We start from the raw sequence: 15377 nt of genomic DNA, 5'->3' as shown, positions 1-15377 counted from the left end.
AGGCAAAGTATGGACAGTATTTTAGATAAAAGACATCGACCATTGCGCGATTTAAGAATATCAGTAACTGATCGCTGTAACTTTAGATGTACGTACTGTATGCCTGCTGAAATTTTTGGACCAGATTATCCTTTCTTGAAAAAAGAAGAACTGCTTAGTTTCGAAGAAATTGAACGACTTGCTACCCTTTTTGTAAAGAATCTAGGTGTGGTAAAAATACGCATCACGGGCGGGGAACCTTTAATGCGGAAGGATCTGCCTGTCTTAATAGAAAAGCTCGCAAAAATTCCAGGGATTGAAGACATTGCGATGACAACCAATGGAACGCTTTTACCTTTATATGCTGATCAGTTAAAGAGAGCTGGTCTTAATAGAGTCACCATTAGTTTAGATTCATTAAATCCCGATCGTTTTAAGCAAATGAACGGAAGGCACATTTCTATCCAAAAAGTGTTTGATGGCATTGAGGCGGCAAAAAAGGCTGGACTTGCTATCAAGATTAATATGGTTGTTCAAAAAGGTGTGAATGATCAGGATGTCTTACCAATGGCGGCTTACTTTAAAAAAGAAGGACACGTTCTCAGGTTTATCGAGTTTATGGATGTCGGTAATACGAATAAATGGAATCTAGAACATGTCATGACAAAGAATGAAATAATTGAATTAATTGATTCAACATATCCTATCAAACCTGAACCTCCTCAATATACAGGTGAAGTAGCCAACCGATTTTTTTACAAAGATGGTTCAGGAGAGATAGGCATTATTTCTTCCGTTTCAGATGCTTTTTGCGGAACATGTAACAGAGCAAGGCTATCTGCACGCGGGGAATTGTTTACATGTCTGTTTGCATCATCGGGTTTTGATCTGAAACGGATGATTCGTACGACAAAAGATAATGAAGAGTTAGCAAACTTGTTAAAGGAACTATGGTCGAATAGACATGATCAATATTCAGCTGAGAGAGAGCAGAAAAAAGATCAGAAAAAGGTTGAAATGTCATATATCGGTGGATAATGACAACAAAGTATCATGATCAGGTATTTTTGAAAAGAAGGAAAATTGGCATAATCATTGTTGAAAATCCTTTTTTGAGAAAAGGTTATTTTATCTTATGAACTCATTCAGTATAAAAAACCAGCAGAGATTCTGCTGGTTTTTAAATGCCTATTTTGAACTTCAAAAAGCATGAGATAAGACTTGAAAATAGATTTTTCATTGTTTTGTGCCGCTTTACTTTTCCGAGTGCTGTGATAAGATCAAATCATTCTTTACCAGCTCGATTTTTTCACCCCAGGGATATGACCCTTATAGGCAAGCTCACGAAAAGCAATCCTAGACATTTTGAATTTCCTTAAGTAACCTCTTGGACGGCCGGTTAATTCACAGCGATTTTTTAAGCGGGTAGGGGAAGAGTCTCTAGGTAATTTCCGTAAAGCTTCATAGTCACCTTTTTCTTTTAACTCTTTCCTTAATTCTGCATATTTCAATACAAGCTGCTGTCGTTTTCTTTCTTTAGCAATCTTAGATTTCTTTGCCAATTAAAACCCTCCTGGCCTAATTTTGTATTTTCCATTGAAAGGGATCCTCAAATGTAGTCCAATCTTGATCAAATTCCTCAGGTGTGAGCAAGCATTGATCAAGAGTGCGAATAATTTCTGCTTTAGGCAAATCCACACCGATAAACACAAGTTTTGTATGACGATCACCAAACTCTGCATCCCACTCATCTAGAAGCTCTGGTTCCTGATTTAATATCCGTGTTTTTTCTTGCTCAGGCAAAGCAGCAATCCAGTATGCAATTGGTTCAATCGCAACAGATTTTCCAGCTTGTGAAATTAAAATGGTTAAATCATGATGTGTGGCAAGCCAAGTAAAACCTTTCGCACGAACGACTTGCTCAGGCATCTGATCTAACCAATTATTCAGCCTGCCTGTATGAAAAGGGAGTCTTCTTTCGTAAACAAAGGATGAAATTTGGTATTCTTCTGTTTCTGGCGTATGCTGAGCATGTCCTGCGTTAATCTCTTTGATCCATCCAGCAGAAGCGCTTGATTTTTCAAAGTCGAATAAACCAGTATTCAAAATGTCATCTGGCTGTACTTTACCTTGTGAGGTTCTGATGATAGATGCTTCTGGTTGTAGTTTGTTCAGAACATGCTCAAGTCGATCTAACTCTGAGGGCGATACTAGATCACATTTATTGATAATGAGCACGTCACAAAATTCAATTTGATCAATGAGTAAATCTGAAATTTCTCGTTCGTCGTCATCGGAAACCGCTTCTTTACGATCTAATAAACTCTCTCCTGACTGGAAATCAGTCCAGAAGCGATTTGCATCTACTACTGTGACCATCGTATCTAGACGGCAAAAGCGGGTCAAATCTATGCCCATTTCTTCATCAATATAAGAAAACGTTTGAGCGACGGGAATTGGTTCACTAATTCCAGTTGATTCAATGACAATATAATCGATATTACCTGCCTTACAAAGGCGTTCTACTTCAATTAACAAGTCTTCTCGCAAAGTGCAGCAAATACAACCGTTAGATAATTCAACTAGTTTCTCATCTGATCGAGAAAGCTCACCGCCTTGTTTGACTAGTTCTGCATCAATATTAATTTCGCTCATGTCATTGACGATCACAGCCACTTTTAATCCTTTGCGATTTTGAAGAACATGATTTAATATCGTTGTTTTTCCTGCTCCTAAAAAGCCGCTTAATACTGTAACAGGTATACGCTTATTCATTTGTTTTTGTCCTTTTGAAAACGATCATTTTGTTTTCCGCCTCACTTAAAAAGTAATCATTACGATTTATAATCTAAAAAATTTATTTTGTTTCTCTATGAAGGGTATATTTCTTTAATCGAGGAGAATATTTTTTTAACTCCAATCGGTCGGGATTCGTTCTTTTATTTTTTGTTGTGATGTAGTTTCTGTCACCTGTTTCAGTACAGGCCAACGTAATTTTCACGCGCATAAGTAATAGGGTCCTCCTTTAATTCGTAATAGTTACGATTTGTATTTTAAAATGAACAAAACTGAATGTCAAGCATAGGAGGATAATCCAATCCAAATGATAAAAACAAAAGGGGTATCGAACGACCATTGATACCCCACTCCATTAATAAAAGTCACCGAGTTCTTGTTCGTAATCACCTTCATATTGCTGGACATCATAAGGAATTTCTTGGAGGAAGGCTAACCCGCCTAGTATAAGCATCAAAACAATGGCAATGAATGAAAGAATAACTGCGGCAATACTTGAAATGGCAAACAGTGTCTGCATTTTCATCATCTTAGCGTATTGTTCTAATAATTCTTCGTAAGAAGTATCAGGAGCCTGAATCAATTGTTCAGCTGCTTTTACAGATTTTTGTACATGGATTCCCATCATAATGAGGAAGACGCCAAGGGCTGCAGGAAGAACAAGCCAAAAACCAATAAGAATAGCCAGACCGCCTGAAATATAGAGAAAGATACTACCAACCTTTCCCCACTTTACGATTGAATGAAGAGATTGAATGATTTTCTCAGTTTGTTGCATTGGTGTTCACTCCTTTATGTATTCACTCTTTATCATACTTGAGTAAGTAGTGCTTTAGGAAGAGTGAATGTTGATTAATGAAAATGTTTCTATCTTCACCTCACTATTTATGGATAAATAAATTATTTCCAAATAAGAAAAAAGTAACATTTACTATTAAAATTATCGATAAATTATGTCATAAACAAGATTGATAGTAAAAAATAATTAGTAAATTTATCAAAATATGTTGTTAGTTGTCTTGTAATTGGTTATTATTGTGTTGTATTACCATAAAAATTGGAAGGTGGAATTCATATGTTAGATCGTTTCTTAAACAAAATGACCAATGTTCAACCTGCAGCTGCAAGATGTATTTTGCAAAAATTAGTCACTTCATGTAAATCAGCACCGACTTGTTTCCTTCAAGGTGTTGGAACTTTCCGTTACTACGTGGATCGTGACACAGGTGAGATTTGTACTAGTCAAGAACGCGTTAGATGTGGCTGCTAAATTTAAGGATCTTATTTAATAGGATGTGAACGCATGAGCATATCTTCAATTTCATTCTTAACAAATGCTATGCAGACGTCAAATAGGCGTCAAGCGGGTCAATCATCAAATTCTTTTTTAACCCAAGCGGCTCAAATTGTTCAAGGTGACCATTCTCCAGAAGAGAGAAAGGCATTATTTCAACAACTTACTTTAGTTCAGCAAGGTAAAGATTTGGAACTTCATGTTTCTAAATTAAAGGAACTAGAGAAAGAGGCTCAAAAAGAGACGTCTTCTTCGTCTGTTACTGTGAATCAGCATGGTGACCAAGTAGACATTTCAAATGAGGCACGGAGTGAGTTTGAACAAGCCGAGGAACAGGCTTCAGATGAAGCAAGAGAAGCTGCTGCAGGGGAAAAAGATCTAGATGTTCACTCAGATCCACAATAAAAAAATGAGGCATGTGTTTGATATTCTTCACATGCCTCATTTATCTTTATTTTGCAGATATCCTTGAATAAAGACCATCCGGAAAAGGTGCTGCATATGAGATGATTTCATCTTCTTCTACCATGATGTAATACGGAAATTCTTCAATTTGGAATGTGTCTATCATTTGTTCGTCCACTGGGATAATTCGCATGTTGGTTTTATTATCACGATATAATTCTTGATCCTCTTTTTGCCCATTCTTTAGCAAAATACTAAATGAAACGTCTAATTTACGCTGCTTTTTCGTTTCTAGAAATTGTTCAAGTGATGGAATGCAATGCGGACATGATGTATCAGTGAAAATAAGCAGCTGCTGCTTACTGTTGGTTTGCAGTAAATCATTCACTGGAATAGGTGATGGTTTATCAAGCAGCGGATGCACTAGTTTTTGTCCAACATGCTGTATCGGTAAAATGATCAGTTCCATTTGTTGTTTTAAATAGATGATGACTCCGATCGTTAATAATAGGCTGCAAAGAATAAGAGTGAGCTGTAAAAGTAAGATTGCATTCATCGTATATCGTCCTCTCAGAGTGAAGTTACGCAAAGCTATCATAATACAAATATCAAAAATATGTCAATTATACTAAATGGTGTAAGGTGGAGCGTTTGATGAGTACAGTGAACCATTGTCTATATGCAATCTCCTATACTTGGAAAAGAAGTCGATCTTATCTTCTTCTTACCTTATTGATCCAAGTAATCGTTGGTTTTATGCCTTTGGCTAGTGTCTGGATTATTCAAACTTTGATTAATGAAATTATTTTATTCATGACGTCTTCAGGAGACATTCAAAAGGTTTTGTGGTTATTTGGACTGCAAATGGTCATCGTGGTTTTAGGATATGGGCTTCAATTCGTTCTTCAGCTTAGCCAGCAGAAAGCGACAAATTTGATTGGTCTGCATTTGAAGGGTGAATTGCTTCAAAAGGCGATCAGGCTGCCGTTTATTACATTTGAACACCCTTCTTTTTACAATGAAAGTCAACGTGTGATGAACAGTCATCAGCATGTTCTGAGTATGGTTAGAAGTATCTTTACAATCATGAGCGCATTGATTACTGTTGTATCACTTCTTTTCTATATGATCGGTATCCATTGGGGCTTGGCAGTTATTCTGATCGTGTTTACCCTGCCTGTCTTATGGATTGAGCTTTTCTTTGGAGGAGCGCGTTATCAATTAAACCGCATGTTAACTGCCAATGACCGCAGAGAAATGTATGTGTCCGATCTTGTTGCGCAACGAGATTCATTGAAGGAAATCCGTTTATATGGAATCGGGGATTATCTTCTTCAGAAATGGAAAGGTCATTATGTAAAAAGTGCAGATGAAAAATATAAACTGCTTAAGCGGCAAGTTCGCTGGGAGATGGCGGGCGGGTTGCTTATGACATTTTCCTATGTATGCTGCGGTCTTTTTATTGTCTTTCTTATTTTTCAAAAAAAATTAGCTGCCGGGACATTTGTCGCTGTGCTGCAAGCGGTGCAAAACATCCAAAGTGGTTTTCAGGACTTAACAAGAGAATGTTCTAGTTTATATGAAACAAGTCTTTATATTGATGAAATGAGAGCTTTTCAAAAGAGAGAAGAAGAAATTCATGAGCAGGTAGAAGAGGGGGCATCGCTTCGGAAGATCGAGTCTATTCAGTCTATTACACTTGAAAATCTCTCATTTACTTATCCGAATATGAAAACACCTGCCATTGAGCATATACATTTTCATATCAATAAAGGTGAACGTATTGCATTGGTGGGGGATAACGGATCAGGTAAAACCACCTTGATCAAATGTTTGACCGGTTTATATGATCCAGATCAGCCGAATATGCAAAAAGTCAACGGTGAGTCTATTTCTACCATTCATAAAAAGTCATACCATGCGAGAATGGCTGTTCTTTTTCAAGATTTTATGAAGTACGAGTTCACTGTGAAAGAAAACATCGGGTTTGGCCGTATTGATCATATGGACGAGAAAGAGCGGATGATCTCAGCTGCACGGCAAGCAGGCATAGAGAAAAGAATTCATCAAATGGAAGAAATGTATGATGCACAGCTTGGACGGTTTTTTGAAGAAGGACATGAACTGTCTGGCGGACAATGGCAAAAGCTCGCGATGGCTAGAACCTTCTTTAGAGAGAGTGATTTTATCATTTTAGATGAACCGACTTCTGCTCTTGATCCACTCTCGGAAATTTCACTCATTCGAAAGCTATTCGATCACACGCAGGATCAGGGTGTCTTGTTTATCACACATCGAATGGGAGCGGCCCGTTTAGCAGACCGTATAATCGTAATGAAAGATGGTGCTTTCGTTGAAGAGGGGAACCATAATGAACTGATGGTGTTGAACGGAGAGTACAAAAGGCTTTACGAGGCACAATCTCAATTATTTCAACAAAAGGAGATGGCGTAAGGTGAGTGTCTTTTATTATATAGGTGTCTATTTACTAGGGATCATTTTTGCGGGTGCATGGTTTGATAAAGTGAAAAAACAGACGGCACATATGCAGCAGATGGATGCTTATCGGCTGCTGCCTCCTTCTTTCACGGCACCCATGTTTTATTTGTTTTTAACTGCTGAATTGGTTTGTACTGGTTATTTGTTCATATGGCACATGACTCTTGTACCTGCGATTGGTCTTACAGCACTTTTATGTATTTATACTGGAGCGGTGACCTTCAATTTATTGAGAGGACATCGTGATATTTCTTGCGGCTGTGGTGGACTACTTGATAATGAACGCCTTCACTGGGGAATTGTGATTCGCAATGTGTCGATGCTGTCTCTTGTGATCGGATTGTTTTATGTGCATTCCTATGTAGAAACCATTCCATGGCAATATAACATTATTTGTTTTCTCATTGCCGTGGCTGTCTCTTTCATAATAGCGGTGGGTCAAGAAGTCTTAATGTTTAAAAGAAAATGGATCAATCAATTTGAATTATTTATAGAAGGAGACGATGTGAAATGACAGATATTCTATTGATTATTGTGTTATTCATTGTCATTGCTCAGCTGGCTGTGATATTTTTGCTCGCCCGTTTTATCGGAAAATTTATGAATAAAATTAAAACCCTTGATGGAATTGAATTAAAGGAAGCGGATGTGGGGGATCCTGCACCGTTATTTCGAAGCTATTCCCATTTAGGGAAGAAGGTCATTTTGAAGGAATATTTTCAAAGTGGGAGTGCTGTGATGCTGTTATTTGTGAATTCTACTTGTATGACGTGCAAAAGTATTTTGGCAGATCTGCAGCAGCAAATCGCTGGCGATGATACTCAATTCATTATTATTAATGGAGATGAGCAGGCGGATGATACGCCGATCCTTGAATTGCTTCCGTCCCAAGCTGTGTATACTCGTTCTTCACAAATTATGGAGCTGTATGGGGTAACGGTTGTTCCACAAGCAATTCTCATTGATGAACAAGGTATCATTCTGCAAAGAAAATCTCTTCAAAATGCGAAACAGTTTGAACAGCTGTTACATGCGTCATAAAAAAGCGTCTCTTTGTCAGGGAGACGCTCGTTTTATAATTCTTTTCCTAGGATATCTAAATCGTATCTGCTGCCGTCCATTTCTGCGATGCGTGGCAGGTGGCCCCATGTCTCAAAGCCGTGCTTTTTAAATAGTCGAATGCTGGCTTCGTTGTGCCCGAAAATAAAGGCAAGTAACGTTCGAATGCCTAATGACGGTGCTAACTCAATGGCTTCTTGTAAGAAAAGTGAGCCTAAGCCTTTTCCTCGATAGTCTTGGTTCAAATAGATACTCATTTCAACGGTCCCGTTGTATGCAGGTCTACCGTAAAATGTTTCAAAGCTCAGCCAGCCGTAGATAATTCCATCCTCATCTGTTTTCACATAGAGAGGTCTTTTTTCGGAATGATTCAAAAACCATTGCCGGCGGTCCTCGACAGAAACTGGTTCTGTATCAGCTGTCACTTCTCTTGAAGCAATGGTTGAATTGTAGATATCAACGATCGCTTTGAGGTTATCTTCTGTTGCTATGCGGTTGAAAGTTTTCACAATTAAGTCCCCCATCTTTTTTTCATTTATCATACATATTATTGATGCGATTGCGCAAAATAAAAAGAAAAATGATTTCGTGTGTATATATTTTTTGAAAAGTGTTCAGAATGTTGCTGAGGTGATGAAAAATGAGAGAGGAAGAAAAGAAACGTACTTCCAAAATCACAAAAGTTCAGCAATTTTTCCGTAAGCGCTGGGTATTCCCTGCTATTTACTTGGTCAGCGCAGCGGTCGTGTTAACAGCCGTTCTTTGGTATCAAGCTGTATCAAAAGATGTGAAAGACCAACTATCTGATGGAAATCAAACAGGGCAAGAACAGCGCGATGATGCTGTTGAAGTTGGAAAGCCAATTGAAAATGTCGCAATGCCGGTCCAGAATTCTGATAATGTTTCTGTCGTGAAAAAGTTCTATGAAGCAGATGCTGACCAAAAAGAAAAAGAAGCAGCACTTGTAAACTATAATAACACCTATACCTTGAGCAAAGGTATTGATCTTGCAGATAAAGATGGCAAAGTGTTTGATGTCACAGCTGCTCTTAGTGGAACAGTGGTTCAAGCGAAAAAAGATCCAGTTCTTGGTCATGTCGTTGAAATTGAACATGAAGATGGATTATCAACTGTCTATCAATCGTTGTCACAAGTGAGTGTTAAAGAAGGCGATGAAGTGAAGCAGAATGATGTCATCGGTGCTTCTGGTAAAAACCTATATGGCGCTGAAAGCGGCAACCATGTGCATTTTGAAATTCGTATGGAAGGTTTAGCGCTTAATCCGCTTAGCTTCATTGACAAGCCTGTTTCTACGATTGAAAAAGCAGCGCAAGAAGTGACGGAACAAGCAAAAGAACCTGCTCAGCCAAAGACTGAGGAAAAAACGAAGGAACCTGCTGCTGAAGATAAAGCCAAAGAGCCAGCTGGAGAAAAATCGGAAGAAAAGTCTGATGAGAAGGGGAAATCCTCTGATCAAGAAAAGTCTTCTGATTCCTCTAAAGACAGCAGTCTGTCAGAAGAAACTAAACAATCTTAATGTCTTACAAGGTCCTCTGTGTATATAAAAATATGCAGAGGTTTTTTTCTGCTTAAAAAGATCCTCCGCCACTCGGCGGAGGATAAACTATAGGGCGGCAGGTCCTTCTTCACCTGTCCGAATGTTGATTGTATTCGCTATCTCATATATAAAAATTTTCCCATCCCCTGGTTCGCCTGTACGAAGTACCTTTTGAGCTGTTTCAACGACCTGTTCGACAGGTACTTTGCTTAGGACGATTTCGATCTTTAATCGTTCGTACACGTTGCTTTCTCTTTTGACACCGCGGTATAGCTCTGTATGTCCCTTTTGTAAGCCGCAGCCGTGTACATTTGAAAAGGTAATCGAGGTGACACCAATCTTTCCAAGCTCCACCTTTAATGTTTCAAAATTAGCTGGACGTGTGACAATCTCCACTTTATACATTTTGCTCATAGAGACACCCCTTTTTCTTAATCTTGATAAGCTTTTTCACCGTGCATGGTTAAATCAAGACCCACGGATTCTTCTTCTTCGGTTGCACGAATTTTGAAGAAGACATTGACCAACTTGATGATCACGTATGTCACAACGGCAACAAAAGCGTACGTGGCAACAATCGCGACCACTTGCTTCCAAAGTAAGCTGGGATCTCCGTAAAATAAGCCATTGGCTCCACCGTCATTGACAGAAGTTGTGGCGAAAAGTCCTGTTGCAATTCCTCCCCAAGTACCGCCAATTCCGTGAAGGCCGAATGCGTCTAGTGCGTCATCATAGCCAAATTTGGCTTTGAGAGAAAAGACGCCCCAGAAACAGACGATCCCGCCAATGAATCCTATTATAATAGAAGCAAACGGTGTAACAAAGCCTGCGGCAGGTGTAATGGCGACAAGACCTGCGATGGCTCCAGAGATCGCGCCGAGCATGGTTGGTTTTTTGTTGATCATCCACTCTACTAACAGCCAGCCGATGATTCCTGCAGCAGCGGCTGTATTGGTGTTAATAAAGGCAAACATGGCCACGCTGTCTAATGTAAGAGCACTCCCCACGTTAAAACCAAACCAGCCAAACCAGATGACAGCTCCGCCGAGAAGGGTGTAGATCAAGTTATGCGGAGAAGAGCTTGCTGCGTCTTTACGCTTCCCGAGCACAATCGCCACGACAAGACCCGCAACACCGGATGAGATGTGAACCACGTTTCCGCCTGCGAAGTCAAGCGCACCCATCTCGCCAATCCAACCGCCGCCCCATACCCAGTGTGCGACTGGAGCGTATACAAATGTGACCCAAAGGAGTGTAAATACAACGACTGCTGAGTAGCGAATCCGTTCAGCGAAGGCACCTGAGATGATGGCTGTTGTTAAGACGGCAAAGGTCATTTGGAACATCATGAACAATGAATGTGGAATGGTCTCGCTATAGGAACCGGGTTCAAAGCCTACGCCTTTCAGGCCAACCCAGTCTAATCCTCCGATCCATGCATTGCCTGGTGCAAAAGCTAAGGAATAACCGAATACGATCCATACGATTGAAACGATCGCTAGTGACGTTAAGCTGTGCATGGTTGTGCTTAAAACGTTTTTACTTCTCACGAGTCCTCCGTAGAATAAAGCTAAACCCGGTGTCATTAACCACACGAGTAGTGCGCAGAAGAACATAAATACTGTATCACCCATTTGCATGCTGCATTCCCCCGAATCATTCAGAATTATTGTTTTCTTAATTCTTCATTATAGAGAGAAAAGTCATATATAACATATACGTGTAAGTTTATCTAACATGGTTTTTTGGTTAAGTTCAATATAAATGGATGAAAAGTTCGTAAAAAATGAGCAAAAACGTCAGTTAAGCACTAAAAATGAAGGGCGTTTGACCTATAAAATGGAGCTGAGAAACAGTTTTGTACGTTCCTCCCTAGGAGAATCAAATAATTCCGAAGGGACGCCTTCTTCGACGATGCGGCCCTCGTGCATGTAGACGACACGGTCAGCAACTTCTTTCGCAAAGCCCATTTCATGTGTGACAATGACCATGGTCATGCCTTCTTTTGCGAGGCTTTTCATCGTTTGCAGCACCTCGCCTACAAGCTCTGGATCAAGGGCAGACGTAGGTTCGTCAAATAACATGACATCAGGCTTCATAGCGAGAGATCTGGCGATGGCTACACGCTGTTTTTGACCGCCTGATAGTTTAGAAGGATATACGTTGGCTTTATCTGCAAGTCCGACTTTATCTAACAAGGCGCTCGCTTCGGTGATGGCTTGCGCTTTCTTTGTTTTTTTCACCATAATAGGTGCTTCAATGATATTTTCAAGCACAGTTTTGTGCGGAAAAAGATTAAAATGCTGAAACACCATTCCTATTTTTTGTCTCATTTCGTTTAATTGATCGCGCTTTGGATGAACAGGGCTGCCATCGATGATGATATCTCCGTCATTTTTTATTTCTAAAAAGTTCATACAGCGGAGCAGGGTGCTTTTTCCAGAACCGCTTGCGCCAATTAAGACGACTACATCATTTTCATAAACGGTGAGATCGATATCTTTTAAAACATGAAGCTCTCCAAAGTATTTATTGAGTTTTTCAACACGAATGACTTCCTTTGATTCTGTCATACTACTCCTCCTATTGGTCACTGGCTGATAATTTCTTCTCAAAGGTTTGGACAGCGAATGTTAACAGCAGGACAAGAACTAAGTAATAGACGGCTACAACAAGTAAATACGTCATATTATCAAAGCTGTTGGAGCCTTGCGTGGTGGCGATGTTAAATAGTTCATTCACACTAATAAAGGCGGCGAGTGATGAATCTTTTAAGCCGATAATGAACTGGTTGCCAAGAGGGGGGAGGGCGCGCCGCATCGCTTGCGGGAGAATGATGCGCCTCATGGTTAAAAAACGACCCATGCCAAGAGAGCGTCCTGCCTCTTTTTGCCCCTGATCGATGGATTGGATGGCGCCTCTAAATATTTCGGCTATATAGGCGCCATTATGAAAGGCGAGCGCAATGGAAGCAGCCCAGAAGTCGGGTATATTCAATTCTGTGAGACCGAAATATAGGATGAAAATTTGAACAATAAGTGGTGTTCCGCGTACAAGAAAGATATAAGCATTGGCAATATAACCGAAAACGGCTATGCGGGATATTTTCAATAAAGCAAAGAAGAGCCCGATGAACATACCGATGAAGATGCTGATCACCGTGAGCTGTAAGGTGATCAGCATTCCTTCTACGAAAATGCCTCTAGAATCAATGAGTGTCTGAAAAAAGTGTGCTAAGGTAGGCAAAACAATCATCTCCATTTGAAGAAAGTGCGCCTATAAAAAGGCGCACAATCGTGGTTTTAATCTTGTTTGACCGTGATGTCTTCATCAAAGTACTTTTCACTAATTTGTTTTAATGTTCCGTCTTTTTTTAATGCATCAATCGCATCGTTGATCTCTTCTATGAGCTGTTCATTTTCTTTTGATACAGCAATTGCCTGCTCGCTTTGTCCGAGTCTTTCCTGCGCTTCGATTTTCAATTTTTTCTTCATCGCTTCTGCACCTGTGGCGAAATCTGTCACGACTGCATCGTGTTTTCCGTTGGCTAGTGCTTCTAAGGCGACGACATCACTATCGTAATATTTTGGTTCTTGCCCGCTATGTTCCTTTGCAATATCAGCGTAGGACGATCCTTTTGATACAGCAATTTCTTTGTTTTTTAAGTCATCAGCATGTTGAATGTCTGCTCCAGGTCTTGTGAAAATTTGCGGACCAGAGTAGTAATAGGGCTTAGAAAAAAGGACGTGTTTTTTTCGTTCCTCATTGATGGTATGACTGGCAACTGCCGCATCAAATTTACCTGCTTTCACACCTTCGACGATGCCTGCGAATTTATATTTTTTCTGTATAGGTTCGAGACCTAGTTTGTCACTAATCGCATTGCCTACGTCGATATCGAAGCCAGACATCTGATTTCCATCCATGTAACTAAACGGATGAAATTCACCTGATGCTGCAAAAATAAATTTTCCATCCTCCAAAATTGGCGACCCTTTCGCTGTAGAATTACGTTTATCTCCGTTCCCATTTGTTTCGTTTGAACCACACGAAGACAGAAGTAATACTGCAACCGAGAAAAGGGCTGGGACCCAAAACCGTCTTTTTTTAATAATAAGCTTCTCCTCCTTTTCAGCCGTTCTCCCTGTAAGGAGAAAGTAGGCTTTTAAATATGAAATGAATATTACCATCTCTTCCTCATATTCTCAATTTTATATGTGCTTTTCCAAAAGCCACCCTTTTTAAAATGTATGTCTAGCTTTTCCGAGAGAGAACTCGATTTGATCAGGGTAAAAAAGGGAATTGAATCTCATAATAACGGGAGGATGGGCAAAGAACATGCCAGAAAGAGGAGTAGTGTATGCACAAGTGGACAGACAATCGAAAAGTTTTTTTAACCGCTATTGCCTTTGGAACGATGTTGAATCCGCTGAATTCATCAATGATTGCTTTAGCCTTGCATCAAATTCAGCATGAATTCGGTTTGTCGTTTACGACTGTATCTTGGCTTATTTCTTCTTTTTATTTAGCAAGTGCAGTGACGCAGCCAGTGAGTGGCCGGATTGGGGATCATGTCATGAGCCGGAGAACCTTATTTTTATTCGGTCTCGTTCTTGTCGCAGTCTCAGCCATCTGCGCGCCGTTTGCCCCAACGTTTGCGGTACTGATTGTAATCCGGCTGTTACAGGCGATTGGAAGCAGTGCCATTTATCCCTCTGGGGTCGGACTCATTCGGGATCATATTCAAGAAAGACAGGCTTCTGCGTTAGCGGTATTATCCATTTTTGCTTCAGCGATGACGGCACTTGGGCCGACGCTTGGCGGATTTTTGATGACCATTGGTGGCTGGCCGGCTATCTTTTTAGTGAATCTGCCGTTTATTTTGATCAGTTTCTTTCTCGGTCTATTGTTGTTTCCGAAGGAGCAGAAGAAGAGAAAGCTGCGCATAGGCGAAACCGTGCGAACACTCGATTTGCCAGGGATGCTTCTTTTTACTGTCTGCATTGTTCTCCTGCTTTCATTTTTATTATCACTCGGTGATGGCATTCAATATGTTCAAGGCATTCTTTGTCTCCTGAGTGCAGGCGCTTTTATTTGGTGGGAGTATCAGGTGGATGAACCGTTTATTCAAATACGGATGTTCAGAGAAGAGCAGCGGCTGTCACTTGTGTATGTGCAATTTATCATCTTAAATATCTTTTTCTATTGTCTCTTTTTTGGTTTGCCGAGTTATTTTCAAGATGAGTTAGGCTGGCGTGTGGAGATGACGGGTCTTTTTATGCTGTGTATGTCAGGAGTGAGCATTATTGTGTCGCCTCTGACAGGAAAGTGGGTAGATCGCGGGGATGAACGCCATCCAGTTTTAGCGAGTGCAGTATTGATGCTGGCTGGAGCGTCTGCAATGACTTTCTTTTTTATTCCTGCGCCATTATGGGGGAAAGGATTGGTTCTAGCGCTGCTTGGACTCAGTTATGGAATTGGGAATGTTGCGCTTCAAGCTGCGATGCTCAAAGCAAGTCCTCAGCAAATGATTGGCACGTCCTCTGGACTTTTTCAAACATGCCGCTACCTTGGTTCCATTCTGTCATCTGCTGTGCTTGGCATGCTCTTTGGGGATGAAATTGCTGGTTCTCATTTTGCGCAATTAGGCTGGACGTTGATCATCATTTCTCTTATTGGCATTGGTGTCAGTCTTTATTTTTCAAGTATGGTTAGAGGGAGACAGCCAATAAAAAAAGCGGCACGATAAGTGAGAGAAGAATCTTCATCACGTTATCGCAAAACCGC

The 15377-nt window shown here is 40.3% G+C and carries 18 protein-coding genes; 7 read left to right on the top strand and 11 right to left on the bottom strand.

What is annotated here, in order from left to right; genetic code table 11:
• The first annotated feature begins 9 nt into the window (after positions 1-9).
• Positions 10-1017, top strand: coding sequence for a GTP 3',8-cyclase MoaA (gene moaA, locus ACN6NB_RS17315; protein WP_144489934.1), 1008 nt, complete (start codon positions 10-12; stop codon positions 1015-1017).
• Between the two features lie 254 nt (positions 1018-1271).
• On the opposite strand, the gene rpsN is transcribed toward moaA, so the two are convergent.
• The 4 genes from rpsN to ACN6NB_RS17295 all read right to left on the bottom strand — a co-directional run bounded on the left by rpsN (position 1272) and on the right by ACN6NB_RS17295 (position 3553).
• Complete coding sequence (rpsN, locus tag ACN6NB_RS17310; RefSeq protein ID WP_107162945.1) at positions 1272-1541, bottom strand: 30S ribosomal protein S14; 270 nt, start codon at positions 1539-1541, stop codon at positions 1272-1274.
• 16 nt (positions 1542-1557) lie between these two features.
• On the bottom strand, positions 1558-2754 hold the full coding sequence (locus tag ACN6NB_RS17305; protein ID WP_047202541.1) for a GTP-binding protein: 1197 nt from the start codon (positions 2752-2754) through the stop codon (positions 1558-1560).
• 82 nt (positions 2755-2836) lie between these two features.
• Complete coding sequence (rpmG, locus tag ACN6NB_RS17300) at positions 2837-2986, bottom strand: 50S ribosomal protein L33 (protein WP_003214771.1); 150 nt, start codon at positions 2984-2986, stop codon at positions 2837-2839.
• Between the two features lie 144 nt (positions 2987-3130).
• Positions 3131-3553, bottom strand: a complete 423-nt coding sequence (locus ACN6NB_RS17295; protein ID WP_039182073.1) for a DUF5362 family protein — start codon at positions 3551-3553, stop codon at positions 3131-3133.
• Between the two features lie 525 nt (positions 3554-4078).
• Between ACN6NB_RS17295 and ACN6NB_RS17290 the strand changes: the two genes are divergently transcribed.
• Positions 4079-4474 carry a hypothetical protein gene (locus ACN6NB_RS17290; protein ID WP_144489936.1) on the top strand — a complete coding sequence of 132 codons (396 nt, stop codon included), beginning with the start codon at positions 4079-4081 and terminating at the stop codon, positions 4472-4474.
• Positions 4475-4520: 46 nt separating this feature from the next.
• On the opposite strand, the gene ACN6NB_RS17285 is transcribed toward ACN6NB_RS17290, so the two are convergent.
• Complete coding sequence (locus tag ACN6NB_RS17285; protein ID WP_144489938.1) at positions 4521-5030, bottom strand: thioredoxin domain-containing protein; 510 nt, start codon at positions 5028-5030, stop codon at positions 4521-4523.
• A 98-nt stretch (positions 5031-5128) separates the two neighbouring features.
• On the opposite strand from ACN6NB_RS17285, the gene ACN6NB_RS17280 reads away from it, so the two are divergent.
• From ACN6NB_RS17280 to ACN6NB_RS17270, 3 genes are read left to right on the top strand one after another with little or no spacing between them, the layout of a single operon-like run.
• Complete coding sequence (locus tag ACN6NB_RS17280) at positions 5129-6928, top strand: ABC transporter ATP-binding protein (protein ID WP_126682412.1); 1800 nt, start codon at positions 5129-5131, stop codon at positions 6926-6928.
• 1 nt (position 6929) lies between these two features.
• On the top strand, positions 6930-7487 hold the full coding sequence (locus ACN6NB_RS17275) for a MauE/DoxX family redox-associated membrane protein (protein ID WP_058838568.1): 558 nt from the start codon (positions 6930-6932) through the stop codon (positions 7485-7487).
• On the top strand, positions 7484-8014 hold the full coding sequence (locus ACN6NB_RS17270; RefSeq protein ID WP_058838569.1) for a TlpA family protein disulfide reductase: 531 nt from the start codon (positions 7484-7486) through the stop codon (positions 8012-8014). Before ACN6NB_RS17275 ends, ACN6NB_RS17270 begins: the two co-directional genes overlap by 4 nt.
• A 32-nt stretch (positions 8015-8046) precedes the next feature.
• On the opposite strand, the gene ACN6NB_RS17265 is transcribed toward ACN6NB_RS17270, so the two are convergent.
• Positions 8047-8556, bottom strand: a complete 510-nt coding sequence (locus ACN6NB_RS17265) for an N-acetyltransferase family protein (RefSeq protein ID WP_474253500.1) — start codon at positions 8554-8556, stop codon at positions 8047-8049.
• A 116-nt stretch (positions 8557-8672) separates the two neighbouring features.
• On the opposite strand from ACN6NB_RS17265, the gene ACN6NB_RS17260 reads away from it, so the two are divergent.
• Positions 8673-9569, top strand: coding sequence for a peptidoglycan DD-metalloendopeptidase family protein (locus tag ACN6NB_RS17260; RefSeq protein WP_144489940.1), 897 nt, complete (start codon positions 8673-8675; stop codon positions 9567-9569).
• A gap of 87 nt (positions 9570-9656) precedes the next feature.
• Here ACN6NB_RS17260 and ACN6NB_RS17255 read toward each other — a convergent pair whose 3' ends face one another.
• The 5 genes from ACN6NB_RS17255 to ACN6NB_RS17235 form a co-directional block, all read right to left on the bottom strand.
• Complete coding sequence (locus ACN6NB_RS17255; RefSeq protein WP_039182051.1) at positions 9657-10004, bottom strand: P-II family nitrogen regulator; 348 nt, start codon at positions 10002-10004, stop codon at positions 9657-9659.
• Positions 10005-10021: 17 nt separating this feature from the next.
• A complete protein-coding gene (locus ACN6NB_RS17250) occupies positions 10022-11230 on the bottom strand; it encodes an ammonium transporter (protein WP_039182048.1) in 1209 nt (402 codons plus the stop codon).
• Positions 11231-11422: 192 nt separating this feature from the next.
• On the bottom strand, positions 11423-12163 hold the full coding sequence (locus ACN6NB_RS17245; protein ID WP_099663740.1) for an amino acid ABC transporter ATP-binding protein: 741 nt from the start codon (positions 12161-12163) through the stop codon (positions 11423-11425).
• Between the two features lie 10 nt (positions 12164-12173).
• Positions 12174-12851, bottom strand: a complete 678-nt coding sequence (locus tag ACN6NB_RS17240; RefSeq protein ID WP_126682410.1) for an amino acid ABC transporter permease — start codon at positions 12849-12851, stop codon at positions 12174-12176.
• Between the two features lie 41 nt (positions 12852-12892).
• The gene (locus ACN6NB_RS17235) at positions 12893-13780 is read right to left on the bottom strand and encodes a transporter substrate-binding domain-containing protein (protein WP_058838573.1); all 888 of its coding nucleotides are present in this window, start codon (positions 13778-13780) and stop codon (positions 12893-12895) included.
• A gap of 170 nt (positions 13781-13950) precedes the next feature.
• Between ACN6NB_RS17235 and ACN6NB_RS17230 the strand changes: the two genes are divergently transcribed.
• Positions 13951-15339 carry an MFS transporter gene (locus ACN6NB_RS17230; protein WP_059376399.1) on the top strand — a complete coding sequence of 463 codons (1389 nt, stop codon included), beginning with the start codon at positions 13951-13953 and terminating at the stop codon, positions 15337-15339.
• The last annotated feature ends 38 nt before the right edge of the window (positions 15340-15377 follow it).

It is taken from the genome of Bacillus sp. 11B20 (genome assembly GCF_056098985.1).
The sequence above is the reverse complement of the archived record's forward strand: the minus strand, read 5'-3'. Positions and strand labels throughout refer to the sequence as shown.